10 protein-coding genes and 1 pseudogene are annotated in these 15,946 nt (G+C 71.0%); 4 read left to right on the forward strand and 7 right to left on the reverse strand.

Annotated elements, in window-relative coordinates:
* Position 1: 1 nt before the first annotated feature.
* Together Ade02nite_RS46690 and Ade02nite_RS46695 are read right to left on the reverse strand one after the other, a co-directional pair.
* A complete protein-coding gene (locus Ade02nite_RS46690) occupies positions 2 to 1,312 on the reverse strand; it encodes an extracellular catalytic domain type 1 short-chain-length polyhydroxyalkanoate depolymerase (RefSeq protein WP_203777908.1) in 1,311 nt (436 codons plus the stop codon).
* 215 nt (positions 1,313 to 1,527) lie between these two features.
* Entirely contained in the window at positions 1,528 to 2,016 is a 489-nt protein-coding gene (locus tag Ade02nite_RS46695) for a hypothetical protein (protein WP_203777889.1), read from the reverse strand.
* Between the two features lie 90 nt (positions 2,017 to 2,106).
* Between Ade02nite_RS46695 and Ade02nite_RS46700 the strand changes: the two genes are divergently transcribed.
* Entirely contained in the window at positions 2,107 to 2,490 is a 384-nt protein-coding gene (locus Ade02nite_RS46700; RefSeq protein WP_203777890.1) for a helix-turn-helix domain-containing protein, read from the forward strand.
* A gap of 102 nt (positions 2,491 to 2,592) precedes the next feature.
* On the opposite strand, the gene Ade02nite_RS46705 is transcribed toward Ade02nite_RS46700, so the two are convergent.
* The 5 genes and pseudogenes from Ade02nite_RS46705 to Ade02nite_RS51035 form a co-directional block, all read right to left on the reverse strand.
* Complete coding sequence (locus Ade02nite_RS46705) at positions 2,593 to 8,754, reverse strand: polymorphic toxin-type HINT domain-containing protein (RefSeq protein ID WP_203777891.1); 6,162 nt, start codon at positions 8,752 to 8,754, stop codon at positions 2,593 to 2,595.
* 253 nt (positions 8,755 to 9,007) lie between these two features.
* Complete coding sequence (locus tag Ade02nite_RS46710) at positions 9,008 to 9,505, reverse strand: flavin reductase family protein (protein ID WP_203777892.1); 498 nt, start codon at positions 9,503 to 9,505, stop codon at positions 9,008 to 9,010.
* 5 nt (positions 9,506 to 9,510) lie between these two features.
* On the reverse strand, positions 9,511 to 10,845 hold the full coding sequence (locus Ade02nite_RS46715) for an FAD-binding oxidoreductase (RefSeq protein ID WP_203777893.1): 1,335 nt from the start codon (positions 10,843 to 10,845) through the stop codon (positions 9,511 to 9,513).
* The gene (locus Ade02nite_RS51030) at positions 10,842 to 11,663 is read right to left on the reverse strand and encodes a sulfurtransferase (RefSeq protein ID WP_379038034.1); all 822 of its coding nucleotides are present in this window, start codon (positions 11,661 to 11,663) and stop codon (positions 10,842 to 10,844) included. The genes Ade02nite_RS46715 and Ade02nite_RS51030 overlap by 4 nt, the downstream gene beginning before the upstream one ends.
* Before the next feature lie 234 nt (positions 11,664 to 11,897).
* Positions 11,898 to 12,845: pseudogene (locus Ade02nite_RS51035) on the reverse strand (ketopantoate reductase family protein); the annotation flags it as partial.
* 123 nt (positions 12,846 to 12,968) lie between these two features.
* Here Ade02nite_RS51035 and Ade02nite_RS46730 point away from each other — a divergent pair.
* The 3 genes from Ade02nite_RS46730 to Ade02nite_RS46740 all read left to right on the forward strand — a co-directional run bounded on the left by Ade02nite_RS46730 (position 12,969) and on the right by Ade02nite_RS46740 (position 15,870).
* The gene (locus Ade02nite_RS46730; protein ID WP_203777894.1) at positions 12,969 to 13,808 is read left to right on the forward strand and encodes a LysR family transcriptional regulator; all 840 of its coding nucleotides are present in this window, start codon (positions 12,969 to 12,971) and stop codon (positions 13,806 to 13,808) included.
* Positions 13,809 to 13,928: 120 nt separating this feature from the next.
* Complete coding sequence (locus Ade02nite_RS46735) at positions 13,929 to 14,657, forward strand: alpha/beta hydrolase (protein WP_203777895.1); 729 nt, start codon at positions 13,929 to 13,931, stop codon at positions 14,655 to 14,657.
* Positions 14,658 to 14,670: 13 nt separating this feature from the next.
* A complete protein-coding gene (locus Ade02nite_RS46740) occupies positions 14,671 to 15,870 on the forward strand; it encodes an LLM class flavin-dependent oxidoreductase (RefSeq protein WP_203777896.1) in 1,200 nt (399 codons plus the stop codon).
* The last annotated feature ends 76 nt before the right edge of the window (positions 15,871 to 15,946 follow it).

Consider the following 15,946-nt stretch of genomic DNA (forward strand, 5'->3'; position numbering starts at 1 on the left):
CTCAGCCGGCGCCGCAGGCGGCGCCGTTGAGGGCGAAGCCGGACGCGGCGCCGGCGTTACCCGTGTGTGTCGCCTGGAAGCCGATGCTGACAGAGCCGCCGGCCGGGATCGCGGCGTTGTAGGACACGTTGGCCGCGGTCACCGCGCCGGAGCTGGGCGTGTAGGTGGCGTTCCAGCCCGAGGTGATCGTCTGCCCGGCGGGCAACATGAAGCCCAGCGACCACCCGGTGACGGCCGTGGCCGACGTGTTGGTGATCGTGATGCTCTCGGTCAGGCCGGTGTTCCAGGCGCTGACCGTGGCCGCGACCCGGCACGCCCCCGAGCCGGCCGGCGGCGAGGTCGGCGGTGAAGTCGGCGGTGAAGTCGGCGGTGAAGTCGGCGGTGAAGTCGGCGGCGAGGTCGGCGGGGTCGAGGTGCCGTCGAGACCGAGGAACGAGATCGCGTACGCCAGCTGGCCGGACATCGGCAGCGCGTGCCCCACGCCGGCGATGCTGATGCCCTCGACCGTGGCCCGGGTGCTCGTGGTGCCGTACCGGGTGCGCGTCCACGACGACTGGGGATGGTCGGTGAACGCGGGGGTCTGGCTCAGCCCGTGCAGGGCGGTCCACTGTTTGATCTCCTCGCCGAAGTTCGGGTAGGCGAGCGTCGTGTCGGTGGTGCCGTGCCACAGCTGCATCCGCGGGTAGCTGCCGCTGTATCCCGGATACATCGCGCGGGCCTGGCTCGCCCACTGGTCGGCGGTCTTGATCAGGCGCCCGCCGGAGCAGGTGCTGTTCCACAGCGAGCCGTCGGTGGTCGCGAAGCAGCCGGCCGGGACGCCGGAGAACGCCGAGGCGGCCGCGAACACGTCCGGATACTGGGCGGCGAGCACGTTCGTCATCATCGCGCCCGAGGAGAAGCCGCTGACCACGATGCGGGCCGGGTCGACGTTGTAGCGCGAGCGGGCCCAGGCCACCATCGACATGATGCCGGTGGAGTCGCTGCCGCCGTCGCGCCTGAGGGCCTGCGGCGTCGAGACGTCGAAGCAGCTTCCGCTCCGGGTGGCCTCGGGCAGCACGATGACGTAGCCGTAGCGGTCGGCCGCGGTGACGTAGTCGCGGCCGTTGCCGTTGAAGATGCCGCCGGCCGAACCGCTGCAGTAGTGCACGAGCAGCAGCAAAGCCGGTCTCGGCGCCACGTTGTCCGGCACGTAGACGTACATGTTGAGGTTCGTCGGGTTGTTGCCGAAGCCGGTCACCCGGGTCAGCGAGGCCGCGGCGGCGGGCCGGGCCACCAGCAGCACCGTGGCCGCGATCAGGGGAAGCATGGCCATCGAGAGGGCGAGGCGCAGATACCTTCGCACCACGGCTCCTTTCCGCGAGCACGCGTTGACACCGTGGTCCGGATGTTACGGGAGCGCTCCCATGCATTCAAGAAAGTGAATACGTCCGGAAGGCGGCCGGGCCGCGACGCCGGGTCCTGCCCGTAGGCAGGGGTCCCGTTCGGCGTGCGTCACGGCCTGGCCGCCTTGGCCTCCGGCTGTCCGGCTCAGGCTCTCGAGCCCGGAGGATTCCGGCGCAGGCTGATCTTCCCGGCCCGCACCATCTCGGCCGCGGCCGGGCCCAGCCTCTCCGGGCCCCATTCCACCGGCACCGCCGGCGCGTAACGGCGTATCCACTTGAACAGGCCGGTGGCGGCCTTGCTGAACGGATCGTCATCGTGCGGCAGGTAGTAGAACCGCCCCGGGAAGAGCTGATCGCCGTCGAGCTTCGAGAACCACCATTCGATCAGCGGCCCCGACTGGACGCTCATCACCCACTCGTCCCTCGCCTCGACGAAGCGCGGCTCCAGCCGAGCCACCTGCGACGCGAGGCCGATGAGCCGGGCCATGCCGTCCCGGGAGTCGGTGGTCACCAGGGAGGCCCGGCCGGCCGAGCGCTCCCGCAGCAGCACGCACCCGAGTTCGCGCACATAGTCGTCGACCGCCGGCCGATCCTCGGGATGCAGATAAACCTTGAGCTGTCTACCGGTCGCCATCATTTGACCTTTCCATCGGCGCACAAGTTCGCGCCACGACGCGCTCCGGCGGCCTCACAGGTGGACGTTCAGCCCGTATAGGATCCAGCAATGAGCGCCGATTTCGCCAGGGTTCTCCACGGCCTGATGCAGAACCGTCGACTATCGGCCAGAGCCGTCAGCCGAGCTTCTGGCCGGGCCGAGTCGACCGTCAATCAACTACTTGCCGGCACGCTTCAACCGAATCACGACATCCTTCGAGACCTCGCGCCCGTCCTGCAATTGGATGCGGCCGATTTATTTGTCATTGCAGATCTTTCGTCAGATATCGAAACGGCCGCGCGAGAGCCCTACCCCGCAACCATCGAGATAGGTCAGCTCGTTGCTGCCGCCAGCTTCTTGACTCCCGCGGAGGTCAAGCAATTGATCCAAGCCGCGAAGGCCCTCAGGGGCGACAACCCCGGTGATCGCGGAGAGACACCCCGGACGGTGTAGCGCCCGGCTCCTGCCGAAGGCTACTGGCCGCAGCCTGCGGGACCACCAACGCACACCTCTGCGTGCAGTTGGTGGCCCCGCGGGAGCAATCAACACCAGCGGCTAACCGAATTCGAAGGGATCCCATTGCGCATTGCTGAGGTCGAACCCATTTCGGCCGAAGGCATCGCGAATTATACCTTCGGTGGACGCACCTGGCCGGTAGTGGCCCGAGAAGTTGTCGAATCGATTGATCACTCCACCCGGCCCCACGTCGAACGTGCCAGCGGCCAGCACACCCTTGCCTCGCGAGAGGCTTGTGTGACCCGCGCCCGGCGCGGTCTCCCAGAGACTTTCATGGAACGTCCGTACCGACTTGTCCGGCATCACCACGAAATGATGGTTGCCCTCCGCCAGGTTCGCACCGTTCCTCGTCCATCTATTCATGGGAATCCAGTCCTGAGGACTGTCATCCGCACCGTTTCGACCAGGATGCAGCAGGCCGTCACCGCAGTTGTGGACGAGAACGGACTCGTCGCCGGCGGCCACGTAGTACGTGTGGGTGTCGTTGACCGTGAGGTTGTAGACCGTGGTGGTCCCGGAATGGTCGACGGTCCTGGTGATGGTGACCGCGCGGCCCCGGGGGTCGCGGAGAGTGTCACCGGCCTTCAGGTCCTCGGCCTCGATCCAGCCCTTGCCGGGGCTGTAGAACTTGTGGCCCGCGGTGGCCGTCAGCTTTCGCGGCGGGCCGCCGCCGCCGGCGCCGGCTCCGGCCAGGGTCAGCTCGACCAGGCTCTTGTCGCCGGACCCGGTGACCGACGCGGTGACCTGCTGGGGCTCGCTGACGCCGGTCTCGGCGTTCGTGGCCTTGACGGTGTCACCCGGCTGAACCTTCTCGATCGGCTTGGTGCTGCCGTCGGCCATGAGGACCAAGGTGCCGGCCACGAACGAGTTGGGCGAGGCGAGCCGCTTGCCGGCTCCGGCCGCGGTGTCGCAGCTCTCCCCGGTCGTCGACTTCCGCTTCTGTTTGACCTTGCCGGCGGCCTTCTGCGTGGTCGCCTTGGCCTTGGCGCCCAGGTCCTTGGCCGCCGCGACGGTGTTCTCGACCTGTTTGGCCGCGGCGGATTTCACCTTGTTGGTGGCTTCCCCGACGACCTTGGTGATGCGCTGCGGGATGCTCGAGAGCGCGGAGCGGGCCGCCTTCAGCCGGCCGTACGCCTCGATCAGCCGCCGGCCGACGCCGATCGCCTTGACCGCGACCTTGGCCGCCTTGAACAGCTTGCCCCAGGGCACGGCCTGCAGCGCCGTGGAGATGCAGGCGACGATGTCGCCCTCGGTGACACACGCCTTCGCGTCGTTGAAGCCGACCAGGTCGAGGATCAGGTTGACGATCTCGTCGCCGATCTGCTTGACGAACCCCTCGGCCTCGTCGACGAGCTTCTTCGCGCTCATCCACTCGGGATTCTCGACCTCGACCGTGGTGGTGCCGTCGGGGTTGTTGGCCACGACGGTGGTGGCGGCCGCCTCCGGGTTGTTCATCCGGTACTCGGCCGCGGTCGCGCTGCCCGTGAACGGCACCGTGGCGCCGTCCGGGTCGAGCCCGCTCGGGTCGGTCCACACCGTCGGACGGGCGTTGGTGTAGGAGTACGTCGACACCGCCGGGTCCGTCGCCGGCTGGGCCGCCGGGTCGGTGGCGTCGAACCGGCCGGTGCTCGGGTCGTAGTTGCGGGCGCCCATCGCGTACCGGTCGCCCTGGCTGACGTCGCGGTAGGTGCCGGCGTACTGCACCGGGTTGGCCGGCGCGTCCGCGTCCAGCTTCTTGCCGCCGTCGGTCAGGCCGGTGCCGCGCGCCATGCCGAACGCGTCGTAGTCGTACGACCATTGCGGGGTGCCGTTGGCCGAGACCATGCCGGACACACCGCCGAGCCAGTCGTGCAGGTAGGAATGCGTCCCGCCGTTGCCGGCCAGCATGGCCAGGGCCTGCCCGCCGGGGTTGTAGAGGTAACTGCGGGAGACGTCGCCGTTCGCGCCGGTCTGGGTCTCGGCGGCCAGCAGCGGCCGGTCGCTGTTGAGGTCCCAGAGCCAGTTCTGCACGACCTGCTGGGCGCCGCTGCCGGTGACCGCCTTGATCCGGTTGCCGAGCGCGTCGTACGTGTAGCCGGTGGTCTTCCCGTCGACCGTGGCCGAGGTCATCGTGTGGTCGAGGGCGTACGTGAACCGGTTGTTGCCGGCGCGGATCTGGTTGCCCTCGAGGTCGTACTCGAAGGTCCGCTCGTTGCTGCGGCTGCCCGTGATCCGCTCGGTGGTGAGCTGGTCGGCCGCGTCGTACGTGTAGGACGTCGTGGTGTTCTCGCCCGGCGCCACCACCTTCTTGGTGGTGCGGTTGCCGACCAGGTCGTACGTGTAATCCGTGCGCTCGGCCGACGCGCCGGCGCAGGACTGGGCGCCGAAGCACTCGGCGGTGAGCCGGTTCGCCGCGTCATAGGTGTACGCGGTGGCCTCGGTGACGGTCGGCCGGCCCGGCTGCCCCGTGGTCTCGGTGATCCGCGTGGGGTTGCCGACCTTGTCGAGCTGCAGGTCGAAGGCGGACAGGACGGTGTCGCCCTTGCCGGCCGCGATCCGTGTCATGCGCCCGGCCCGGTCGTAGCCGCGCTCCTCGACCACGCCGGTCGACGCCGGGTACGTGGTCTTGATCAGGTTGTCCGAGACGTCGTACCCGAACTCGTACCTCGACGAGGTGCCGCCCTTGTTGCTGGTCAGCGACGTGATCCGGTCACCGTCGTCGTACTCGGCGGAGATCTTCGTGCCGTCCGGGTAGCTGCGGCCGATGATCCGGTCGTCGGCGTCGTAGGTGTAGCCGAACTCCTGGTCGCCGCGGATCACCTTGGTGAGCCGGTCGGTGTTGTCGTACTCGCGCACCTGGGTGCCGCTGGGATCGGCGGCGGCGGTGAGCTTGTTCTTGGCGTCGTAGCCGAACGTGCTGATCGGCCCGTTGTCGCCCAGCTGCTTGCTGATCAGCCGGCCCAGGTTGTCGTAGCCGTAGAAGATGGTCTTGGCGGGGATGTTCGGGTCGGGCCGGTTGGGCTCGACCATCCGCGCGGTGATCTCCTGGACGAGTTGGGAGTTCGCGTCGTACACGTACTCCCGCCGCCGGCCCAGTTGATCGGTGGTGGCGACCGTGCGGCCGGCCTTGTCGTATTCGGTGTACGCCGACCGGTTCAGCGGATCGGTGCGGCGCACCACCTGGCCGTTCGCGTTGTACTGGTAGGTCAGCGCCTGCCCGTTGGTCGCGTCGGGGCCGATGACCGAGGTGAGCCAGTCGTTGTCGTTGTAGCCCAGCCGCGTGGTGCGGTCGTTCGCGTCGGTGCTGGCGATCAGCCGGTCGTTCGCGTCGTACGTCCGCTTGCTGACGTTGCCGAGCGGATCGGTGACCGTCTCGAGGTTGCCGGCGCGGTCGTAGCCGTACTTGGTGGTGTAGTCGCTCGCGTTGTTGCCCTCGACGTTGCCGCGCGGCTCGGTGATCTCGATCGGCCGGCCGTCGTCGTCGTACTTCCAGGTGACCACGCCGCCGGTCGGGGTGGTCTGCTTGACCGGGTTGCCGGCGTCGTCGTACTCGATGCCCGCGTTGGCCCCGCCGCTCTCCGACGCGCTGCCGGTGCGCCGGTTGGCGCCGTCGAACGAGCTGGTGAGCTCCTCACCGTTCTCGTTCGTCATCCCGACGACGTTGCCGGCGTTGTCGTAGCGCACGCTGGTCTTGCGGTCGAGCTGGTCGACCTGCCCGTTCGGCCGGTCCAGGGCGTCGAAGGCGGTGTCCACCTTGGCCCGCTTGCCCGCCGAGCCGTACGGCCGGTCGGCCTGCACCAGGTTGCCGTTGAAGTCGTAGTGGAAGCGGCTGGTGTACAGCTCGGCCCGGGCCGGGTCGGCGTTGCCCAGCGGTGCCACTTCGGTGGAGACCCGGCCCGTGGAGTCGTACGTCCAGCTGGTGGTCAGGTTGAGCTCGCCCGGGTTGGCCGTGACCGACTTGCGCCGGCCGGCGGGGGTGTAGGCGGTCGCGGTGGTGTTGCCGACCGGGTCCTTGACCAGCACCGGGCGGCCGGCCTTGTCGTAGGTGGTGTGCGTCGATCCGGACAGCGGGTCGGTCACCACGACGACCTGGCCGAGCTCGTCGAGGGTCTTCTTGTACGGCGCCTGCTTGCCGGGCTGCCGCACCTCGACGACGGTGTTCTCCTCGTCGTACGTGTACCGCGTGCGGTAGGCGTCGGGGTTGGCCCCGGACACCGTGCCGCGCGGGTCGACCACCGAGGTCATCCGGCCGGTCCGGTCGTACGCCATGACGGTCTTGCGCCCGGTCGGCGAGATCTCGGCGGTGCGGTTGCCGTCGGTGTCGTACTCGTACGTGGTGGCCTTGTCGCGCGGGTCGGTCTTCTTGACCACGTTGCCGCGGCTGTCGTACTCGTACCGGTAGCCCTTGGCCTGCTCGGGATCGCGCTGGCTGGTGAGCTCGTTGAACTCGTTGTACGTGTAGATCCACTTGTTGTTGCGGCCGTCGCTGAACTCGGTGAGGTTGCCGCGGCCGTCGAACTGGCTGCTCTGGGTGAAGGAGAAGGGCTCCGGAGCGGTACGCGACCGCGGGTTGCCCGCCGCGTCGAAGGTCGTCTCCTCCTGGTTGCCCTTCGGGTCGACCACCAGGCTCTTCTGCAGCTTGCCGTCATACCGGGTGTTGACCACGTCGTTGTTGCCGTTGCGCGACCACAGCAGCACGTTGTCGCGGTAGCCGTCGACCACGACAACGCCGTCCGGGTCGGTGGTGGTCGCCTCCTGCTTGCCGGCGTCCCACGCGAACGTGGTCACCCCGTTCTCGGCGTCGGTCTGCCGGCCCACCCGCCCGGCGGCGTCGTACTCGTTGAACACCTGCCGGTTGCCGCGGGCGTCGACCACGGTCGCCAGCCGCCCGGCGGCGTCATAGCCGTACGTGGTGGTGTAGCGGCGCGCGTCCTGCACCTTGAGCAGCCGGGTGCCTTCGTAGTCGAACTGCACCACCCGGCCGTCGGGCATCGTCACCTTGGTGACCAGCCGCAGATCGGCCCGCGCGTCGAAGTCGGCAACCCGCCCGCTCGCATCGGTGACCTTGTCGATCACGCCCTGCGCCGTGTACGCGAGCGTCACCCCGTGCCCGCGGGCGTTCTTGATCGAGATCAGCTTGCCGTCGGCGTCGAACCGCAGCACCCGCTTGTCCGGCGGCACCAGCTGCCATCCGCCGTCGACCTTGGTGAGCCTGGCGCGCACGCCGGCGGGCGCCTCGTAGCTGCCGTCGGCGCCGCCGGTGTAGACCGCCTCGGAGCCGTCCTCCGCGCGCACCCGGGCCGCGCCGCCGTCGGCCGACACGATCCGGATGTCGTACGTGGACGACCAGCCCGGCCCGAACATGCCCGGCGCCGTGTTGCCCGACGAGTAGTAGCGGGCCAGCCGGAACGGAATGCCGTACGAGGGCATGCCGAAGTCCTGCTCCACCCGCTGGAACGTGCCCGTGCCCGTGTTGACCATCTGGCCGCGGAAGGCCTGCGCCCGCACGGTCGCGCCCAGCACGGTCGCGCAGCCGCAGCCCACGGCCTGACTCGCCGGGACCGACGGCGGCGTCTCCACCCGCCGGGGCTGCGCCGGCTGCGACTCGCCGCTGGACAGCTCGCCCTCGGCCGCCGCCACGGTGATCGTCACCGTGTACTTGCGCGCCGGGTCGAGCACCCACCCCTCGGCCGCGCCGAAGGTCCGGCAGAACGTGGCCGGGTACGAGCACCGGCTCAGATCGGCCCGCCCCTGATCGGTGGAGCGCTGCTCGGTGCCCGACTCGACGTCGCGCACCGTGGCCCACCAGCGCGCCCACGACGTCGGGTCCCCGTCGGCGACCTGGGCGTCGAAGTACACGACGAGCGACGTGTCGCCGAGCGTGAACCCGGGCCGCACGATCGGCGTGCCCGGCGTCTCGGCCTTTTCATCGGCCTGCACGGCTTTGGCCGTAGCCGTCCGCCGCAGGGCGCGGCCGTCGGTCTTGACCGGCTTGCCCGCGGACTCCACCGCGGGCGGCACGGGCGGCGCGGCCTCCCCCGCCGGCAGGCCGTGGTTGGGTGTGGCCTCCTTGGGCAGGCCGCGATCCACCGGATCGGCCCCGGCCGGCGCGACCGGCGGCGGCGCCGCGGTCGCGAGCCCCGGCGGTGACACCGCGAGGTAACTGGATATCAGGACTGAGGTCAGGGCTGCGGACAGCAGCCGACGGTGCCACGCGCGCATGAGCACTCCCCCGTGACTGTGCGTTGACAGGCAGCCCACACGCTTCAGCATCGATACAGCTCAATCAATGGATCAAACGGTTAAGCCCTTCCTCGGCCGAACAGACGAGGTTACGCACTACGGGCGCGTCTGAACCGTTTCATCTACCGGGTCGGCGTGTGTGCCTACTTGGACGCGTCCGGCCCCGCCACAAACCCCGGCGCGAGCCGCCCCGGCGTGGTCGGCGGCATGACGCCACGGTCTACGTCACCGGTCATTTGAGGCCGTGGTGCAACCGCCGATACCGGCTGCCGTGGAAGACGAGCGGCGCCACCTCCGGGTCGGCGTCCAGATCGTGCACGCGCAGCAGCACGATGTCGTGGTCCCCGGCCGGGAGCTCCCGCTCGATGGCGCAGTCCAGCCAGGCGCTGGCCCCGTCGAGCAGGACCGCACCGTCCGCGCTGGTGCGCCAGCGCAGCGCGGCGAATCGGTCGTCCGCGCGGGCGCTCAGTTGCCGGCTGATGTGCTCCTGGTGAGCGCCGAGCACGCTCACCCCGATTCGCCCGGCCCGGCGCAACATCGGCCAGGTGGCCGAGGTGCGGGCCACGCAGACGGAGACCATCGGCGGATCGAGCGACACCGACACGAACGAGTTGGCCGCGAGACCGGCCGGCACCCCGTCGACGACGCCGGCGATCACGGTGACTCCGGTCGGAAAGGAACCGAAGACCTGTCGGAGGCGCAACGGTTCCAGAGCCGATGGAATGGTCATGGCCGTCACAACGCCTTTCCGGGGTTCAGGAGCCCGTACGGGTCGAACAGCGACTTGAGCTGCCGCTGCAGGTCGTGGTTGTCCGGGCCGAGCTCGCGCCGCAGCCAGGCCCGTTTCAGGACGCCCACACCGTGCTCACCGGTGACCGTGCCGCCGAGCCGCAGGGCCAGTGCGAAGATCTCGTCGGCGGCCGCGGTCGCCGCGACCATAGTTTCGTCCGCCACGATGATCGGGTGCAGGTTGCCGTCGCCCGCGTGGGCGAGCGTGCAGATCGTGATGTCGTACCGGCGGGCGATCGCGCCGATCTCCCGAACCGCCTCGGCGAGCCGGGATCGCGGGACGGCGATGTCCTCGATCAACGGCCGTCCGAGCCGTTCGATGGCCGGCAGCGCGCCGCGCCGCGCGGCCAGCAGGGCGGCGGTCTCCGCCGGGTCCGCGGTGCTCCGCACGTCGGTAGCGTCCGTCCCGAGCACTTCCAGGGCGCGCGCCGCCTCCGCCGCACCCCCGTCGATCTGGACGATGAGCAGCGCCGAGGCGGCCTTGCGCAGGTGCGTGCCCTGGTCGGCGTCGATCGCGTCGAGGGTCGCCTCGTCGAGCAGCTCGGCAAGCACCGGCTGGATGCGGGCGCCGGCGAGCGCGACCGACGCTGCCGCGGCGTCGGCCACCGCACCGTAGGACGCGGCGATCGTCGTGGTCGGCTCGGGCAGCGGGCGCAACCGCAGCGTGGCCCCGACGATCACGCCGAGGGTGCCCTCCGAGCCGACGAACAGCCCGGTCAAGTCGTAGCCGGCCACGCCCTTGAGGGTGGCGCGCCCGGTCCTGATCAGGCGCCCGTCGGCGAGCACCACGTCGAGCCCGAGCACCGCGTCGCGGGTGACGCCGTACTTCGCGCACCGCAGCCCGCCGGCGTTGGTGGCGATGTTCCCGCCGATCGTGGAGATCTCCAGGCTGGCCGGGTCGGGCGCGTAGCGCAGGCCGTGTGCCGCCGCAGCCCGGTCGAGCTGCGCGGTGATCACACCCGGTTCGGTGACGGCGACCCCGTCATCGGCCCGGATCTCCCGGATCCGATCCATCCTGGAAAGATCAAGGACGATCACGCCCTCTCCGGCGGTGCTCGCGCCGGTCAGCGCGGTTCCGGCTCCCCGGGTGACGATCGGCGTACGGGTGGCATACGCGCCGCGTACCACTTCCCGCACCTGCTCGACGCCGCGCGGGAAGGCCACGGCCAGCGGAGAGCCGTGCGGCTGGACTCCGGACCGATCGAGCCGGTGGCCGGCGACCACCGACGGCTCGTCCGTCCACTCGGCGCCGGTGTCCGCCAGCCAGAAAGGCCCGGTCACGCCGGCTGCCCGCCGGTCGCCACCGGCCGGGCCGGGTCCGACGACCAGGCGGACCACGAGCCCGGGTAGAGCGCCGCGTCGATGCCGGCGACGGCCAGGGCGGCGATCTCGTGGGCCGCGGTGACACCCGAGCCGCAGTAGACGCCGACCGGCCCGCGCACCCCGGCGAAGCGTTCGCGCAGCTCGGCGGCGGTCTTGAACAGCGGTGTGCCGTCGCGCAGGTTGCCGGTGGTGGGCAGGCTGACCGCGCCCGGGATGTGCCCCGCGCGTGGATCGACCGGCTCGACCTCGCCGCGGTAGCGTTCGCCGGCCCGGGCGTCGATCAAGGTGCCGGAGGACGGCAGTGCGGCCGCCTCGTCGGCGGTGAGCGTGGGCATCTGCCCGCCGCGAAGCACGATCTCACTGGGTGCCCGCAGCCGTGCCTCCCCGGAGACGACAGCGTGCCCGGCGGCCCGCCAGGCGGCCAGTCCGCCGTCGAGGATCAGTACCTCCGGGACGCCGGCCCACCGCAGCAGCCACCAGGCCCGAGCGGCAGCGAGACCGCCGGTGTTGTCGTAGACCACGACGCTGCCGGTGATGCCCCATCGCCGGGCGGCCGCTTGCAGCCGGTCGATCGGCGGCAGCGGGTGCCGTCCGCCCTCGAGCGAGGCGGGCGCGGCGAGCTCGGTCTCCAGATCGACGAAGACCGCGCCCGGCAGGTGCCCGTCGCGGTAGTGCTGCGCGCCGTGCGGGTCGCCGAGCGCCCACCGCACGTCGAGCAGGACCGGAGGCTCCGCGGCGACCACCCGCCGACGCAACTCGTCGGCGCTGATCAGCACGACCTTTCCGGGCGAGTCCAGGCCGTCGCGGACGGCGTCGTCGCGGACCGCCTCCTCGCGAACGGCCTCCTCGCGAACCGCCTCCTCGCGAACGGCCTCCTCGCGAACGGCCTCCTCGCGGACGGCGTCCGAGCCGGGCGACGTGAGGGTCAGGCCGGGGAGGGTGGCGGCCAGGTCGGCGTCGTCGAGGGACCCGGGGGCGGTGCCCTCGGCCACGGCCCGGTGGATGCGGGCCTGGATGGCCGCGTTGGCCGGCGCCGGGACGCCGTGCAGCCGGCCGAGCAGGACGATCTCGCCGCTCAGGAAATCGATCTCGGTGGTGCCGGCGCGGGCCAGGCTCTGCCAGGTCGAGTTCCCGACCCGAGTGTGGCCGGGAATCTCGGCGGCGCGGAAGTCCTCGGGCGGGCGGCTGACCGGCGTGATGCCCGCCGCCCGGTAGACGGCGGCGGCCTCCGCACGCAACCGGGTCAGCGCGATGTCCCGCAGCTCGCTGGGCAGGTAGAGCGCATCCAATCCGTTGACCAGGTTGCCGAGGAGCTTGGCCGCCTTGTGCCCGGCGATGTCGTCGACCGTGTGCACGGTGAATCCGCCGCGCCGCAGGCCGGCGGCGATCGACCGGGCCACCGGGTCGTCCCCGGACGGGAAACGGCCGAGCCAGAGGACGGCCGGTACCGGGGCGGCGTGGTTGACGACCTCGCCGGGAACGACGAATTGGGCGGGAATCCATACCACAGCGCCGAGGACGCCGGCGAAGTGGCGCAGTGCGGTCCGTTCGCTGTCGAGGCCGTTCTCCAGGGTGACCAGTGGCAGGTCGGTGGCGGCGAGGCCGGTGGTGCCGTCGGCGCGCTTGACCGGGCGCCAGGCCCACTCGCGGACCGCGGCCTCGGCGTCCTGCGTCTTGGTGGCCAGCACCAGCACGTCGCCGTCGGTGAGGTCGGCTTCGGCCGGCCCGGCGATGACCGGGATGCGCAGCTGGTGCGAGCCGTCCGGGCGCACGTAGGTAAGGCCGTTCTCGCGCAGCGCGGCCAACTGCGCGCCTCGCGCCACCAGGACGGTGTCGAGGCCGGCCCGGTGCAGTTCGGCGGCGATGGTGGCACCGACCGCTCCGGCGCCGATCACCACGTAACGCGACGGATAGCCTGCATCCTCGACGGATCTAGTAGGATTTTGCGCGCTGGTCATCTGACTCCTCCGGGCGGGTGCGGTACCGCCAGCATCGCCCCGGATCGGGCCGGCTGTCCAATGCCGATCCCTTATCGGAACGGGACACAACTTCTTATCGATCGGGTGTTAGCGTGCCGAGGCATGGAACGTGTGCTCGACATCGTGGCGCTGCGGAGCCTCGCGGCGGTCGCCGACTACGGCGGATTCCACCGCGCCGCCGCCACGCTGCGGGTCAGCCAGTCGGCGGTGAGCCAGCACATCCGCCGGCTCGAGCGGGTGCTCGGCCGCGCCATCGTCGAACGCCACGGGCGTACGTCCGTCTTCACTCCCGACGGGCAGGCGCTTCTCGCCGAGGCCAGGCGCGTCCTGGCCGCCCATGACCAGGCGGTGCGGCGGATGGTCGGCCCGGAATGGCCGACCATCACGGTCGGTGCCACCGAGCATGCCGCGGATCTGATCCTGCCGGCGGTCACCGCCGCGCTGCCGCGCCACGAGGTGCGGTTCCGCATCGACCGCACCCGCCGGCTCGACGCGGCCATCGACCAGGGCGCGATCGATCTCGCGGTCTATCTGGCCGAGGCCTCCTCGGCCGACGGCATCCTGATCGGCTCCCTGCCGCTGAGCTGGTACTCCGCCGAGACCTGGCGGCCGCCCACCGACCGGGGCTGGCCCGTCGTCGCCATCGAGGAGCCGTGTGTCCTTCGCCGCCGGGCGCTGAGCGCACTGTCCGCGCACGGCCTCGATCCCTACGTCGTCTGTGACAGTGGTTACGTCGCGGGCGTCTTCGAGGCGGTCCGCTCCGGACTGGGGGTGGCCCTGATGGCGACGGCCGCCACCCCGCCGCAGGGCCTCGCCGAGCGCACCGATCTGCCGCCGGCGCCGCCGGCTCCGCTCAGCCTGCGCACCCGGGCCGGGGCCGATCCGACCCTGGCCGCGGCGGTCACCGACGGCCTGCGCCGGGCCTTCGAGGGGTCGCTCTGAGCGATCGATAAGCGTTCACGATCGGATCGATCGCGAAACGTCGTCGGACGGACCCTTCCCAAAAACCTATCGGGTTGGTAGGTCTTATAGGGATTCCAGCGCCGATCCGGAAGGCCCACCATGACGCTCGCCCAGTCCGACGCGATTCTCACCTGGACCGAGCCCGACCCGGTGCCGCTTCGCGGAACCTTGATCGTGCTGCCCGGCCGGGGCGAGTCTCCCGGGGTCTACGAGCGGTTCGGCCGCCGGCTGGCCACCGACGCCTACCGTGTGCACGTCGTCCAGGCACCCACCGACGACCCCGGCCGCACCCGGGACCAGGTCGACGGGCTGCTTGCCACCGCCGACCCGGAGCGCCCGGTCGTGCTGGTCGGCTCGGATGCCGGCGCCGCCTACGCCGCCCACCTGGCCGCGACCGCCCCGGCCCCGTTCGCCGCCCTGGTGCTCGCCGGGCTGCCGGTCTCCGCGGCCGCCGCGCCGGCCCGGAGCTGGGACGAGGAGCTGGACGCCCGCTCGTCCTGCCCGACGCACCGGGCCCGGATCACGCAGGCGGGCGTGCGCCGCGCCGAGTTGTTCACGGACCTGCCGGCCGAATGGTTCGACCCGGCCACACCCGCCCGGATCACCGTTCCGGTCCTCGGCGTGCACGGCCGCGCCGACACGATCAGCCCGATCGGCAACGCCCGCGCCTGGTACGCCCGGGTGCCACGGGCCGAGCTGATCGGCATCGCCGGTGCCCCGCACGACGCCCTCAATGACCAGACCCACCGCACCGTCGCGGCCTCGATCGTGCTCTTCCTCGAACGACTCCGGGCCGGCGCGCCGATCGCGGTCGCCGAAGCCCTCTAGAGAGGACCCCCTCATGCCCTCCTTCGACGAGAACATCCCGGCGACCGCCTCGCCGGAGGCCGAGTTCATCAGCCTCACCCACCTCAATCCCTCCACCGAGCTGAGCCCGCTGCCCAGCCGCGGCATCGATCTCAAGTACTTCCGCCGCTACGTCCGCTCGCTGGAGGAGGGCGGCTACGACTACACGCTGCTGCCCTACGGCTCGTCCAGCGCCGACTCGTTCGTCACCGCCAGCGCCGTCGGGCAACTCTCCGAGCGGATCCGCCCGATCGTCGCGCTGCGCCCGAACACCACCTTCCCGACCGTCGGGGCGCAGAAGCTCGCCACCCTCGACCAGCTCACCGAGGGCCGCGCCGTGGTCCACCTGATCTCCGGTGGCAGCGACGCCGAGCAGGCCCGGCAGGGCGACTATCTGCCCAAGCACCAGCGGTACGCGCGCACGTCGGAATACATCGACATCCTGCGCCGGGCATGGACGTCACCGACGGCGTTCAGCCACGACGGTGAGTTCTACAAGTTCGACGACTTCGGGCCCGGTTTCGCACCGTACGAAGGCCCGATCCCGATCTCGATCGGCGGCCAGTCCGACGAGGCGTTCGCGGTCGGCGGCGCCAAGGCCGACATCTTCAGCTTCTGGGGCGAGCCCCTCGACGACCTGCGCGGCGAGATCGACCGGGTCTACGGCATCGCTCGCGCCGCCGGCCGCGCCACGCTGCCACGCATCTGGGTGACGTTCCGCCCGATCATCGCCCGCACCGACAAGCTGGCTTGGGCCAAGGCGCACGACTACGTCACCCGCATCGCCGCCAACTTCGCCAAGGTCGGGCCGCCGGCGGCCGGCGCCCACCCGCAGAACGTCGGCTCGCAGCGCGCGCTGGCCTTCGCCGACCGTTCCGAGCTCTACGACCGGGCGCTGTGGACCAGGACCGCGGCCGTCACCAACGCGGCCGGCGCGTCCACCGCCCTGGTGGGCTCGCCCGAGACGGTGGCCGCCGCGATCCTCGACTACATCGACCAGGGCGCGTCGCTGGTGTCGATCCGCGGTTACGACACCCTCGCCGACGCTGTCGATTACGGCCGTTACATCCTGCCGCTGGTCCGCCAGGAGCTCGCTCACCGCAAGGCCACCGGCCGGCGCAGCGCCTTCCAGGCCGAGCACCCCGGCAACTACGGCGCCGACTACGGCCAGTACGCCACGGCTGGACAGTCATGACCGCCTGCACCGAGCGGCACCCCGCCGCACCTCGAAACGGCCATGCAGGCGAGGGCCAGAAGGGCATGACAAAGGA

Origin of the sequence: Paractinoplanes deccanensis (assembly GCF_016862115.1) — a bacterium.
Classification (GTDB): domain Bacteria; phylum Actinomycetota; class Actinomycetes; order Mycobacteriales; family Micromonosporaceae; genus Actinoplanes; species Actinoplanes deccanensis.

Coding starts and splice junctions, on each gene's coding strand:
- Ade02nite_RS46690 (WP_203777908.1), bottom strand. CDS start 1,312: ATGGCCATGCTTCCCCTGATCGCGGCCACGGTGCTGCTGGTGGCCCGG.
- Ade02nite_RS46695 (WP_203777889.1), bottom strand. CDS start 2,016: ATGGCGACCGGTAGACAGCTCAAGGTTTATCTGCATCCCGAGGATCGG.
- Ade02nite_RS46700 (WP_203777890.1), top strand. CDS start 2,107: ATGAGCGCCGATTTCGCCAGGGTTCTCCACGGCCTGATGCAGAACCGT.
- Ade02nite_RS46705 (WP_203777891.1), bottom strand. CDS start 8,754: ATGCGCGCGTGGCACCGTCGGCTGCTGTCCGCAGCCCTGACCTCAGTC.
- Ade02nite_RS46710 (WP_203777892.1), bottom strand. CDS start 9,505: ATGACCATTCCATCGGCTCTGGAACCGTTGCGCCTCCGACAGGTCTTC.
- Ade02nite_RS46730 (WP_203777894.1), top strand. CDS start 12,969: ATGGAACGTGTGCTCGACATCGTGGCGCTGCGGAGCCTCGCGGCGGTC.
- Ade02nite_RS46735 (WP_203777895.1), top strand. CDS start 13,929: ATGACGCTCGCCCAGTCCGACGCGATTCTCACCTGGACCGAGCCCGAC.
- Ade02nite_RS46740 (WP_203777896.1), top strand. CDS start 14,671: ATGCCCTCCTTCGACGAGAACATCCCGGCGACCGCCTCGCCGGAGGCC.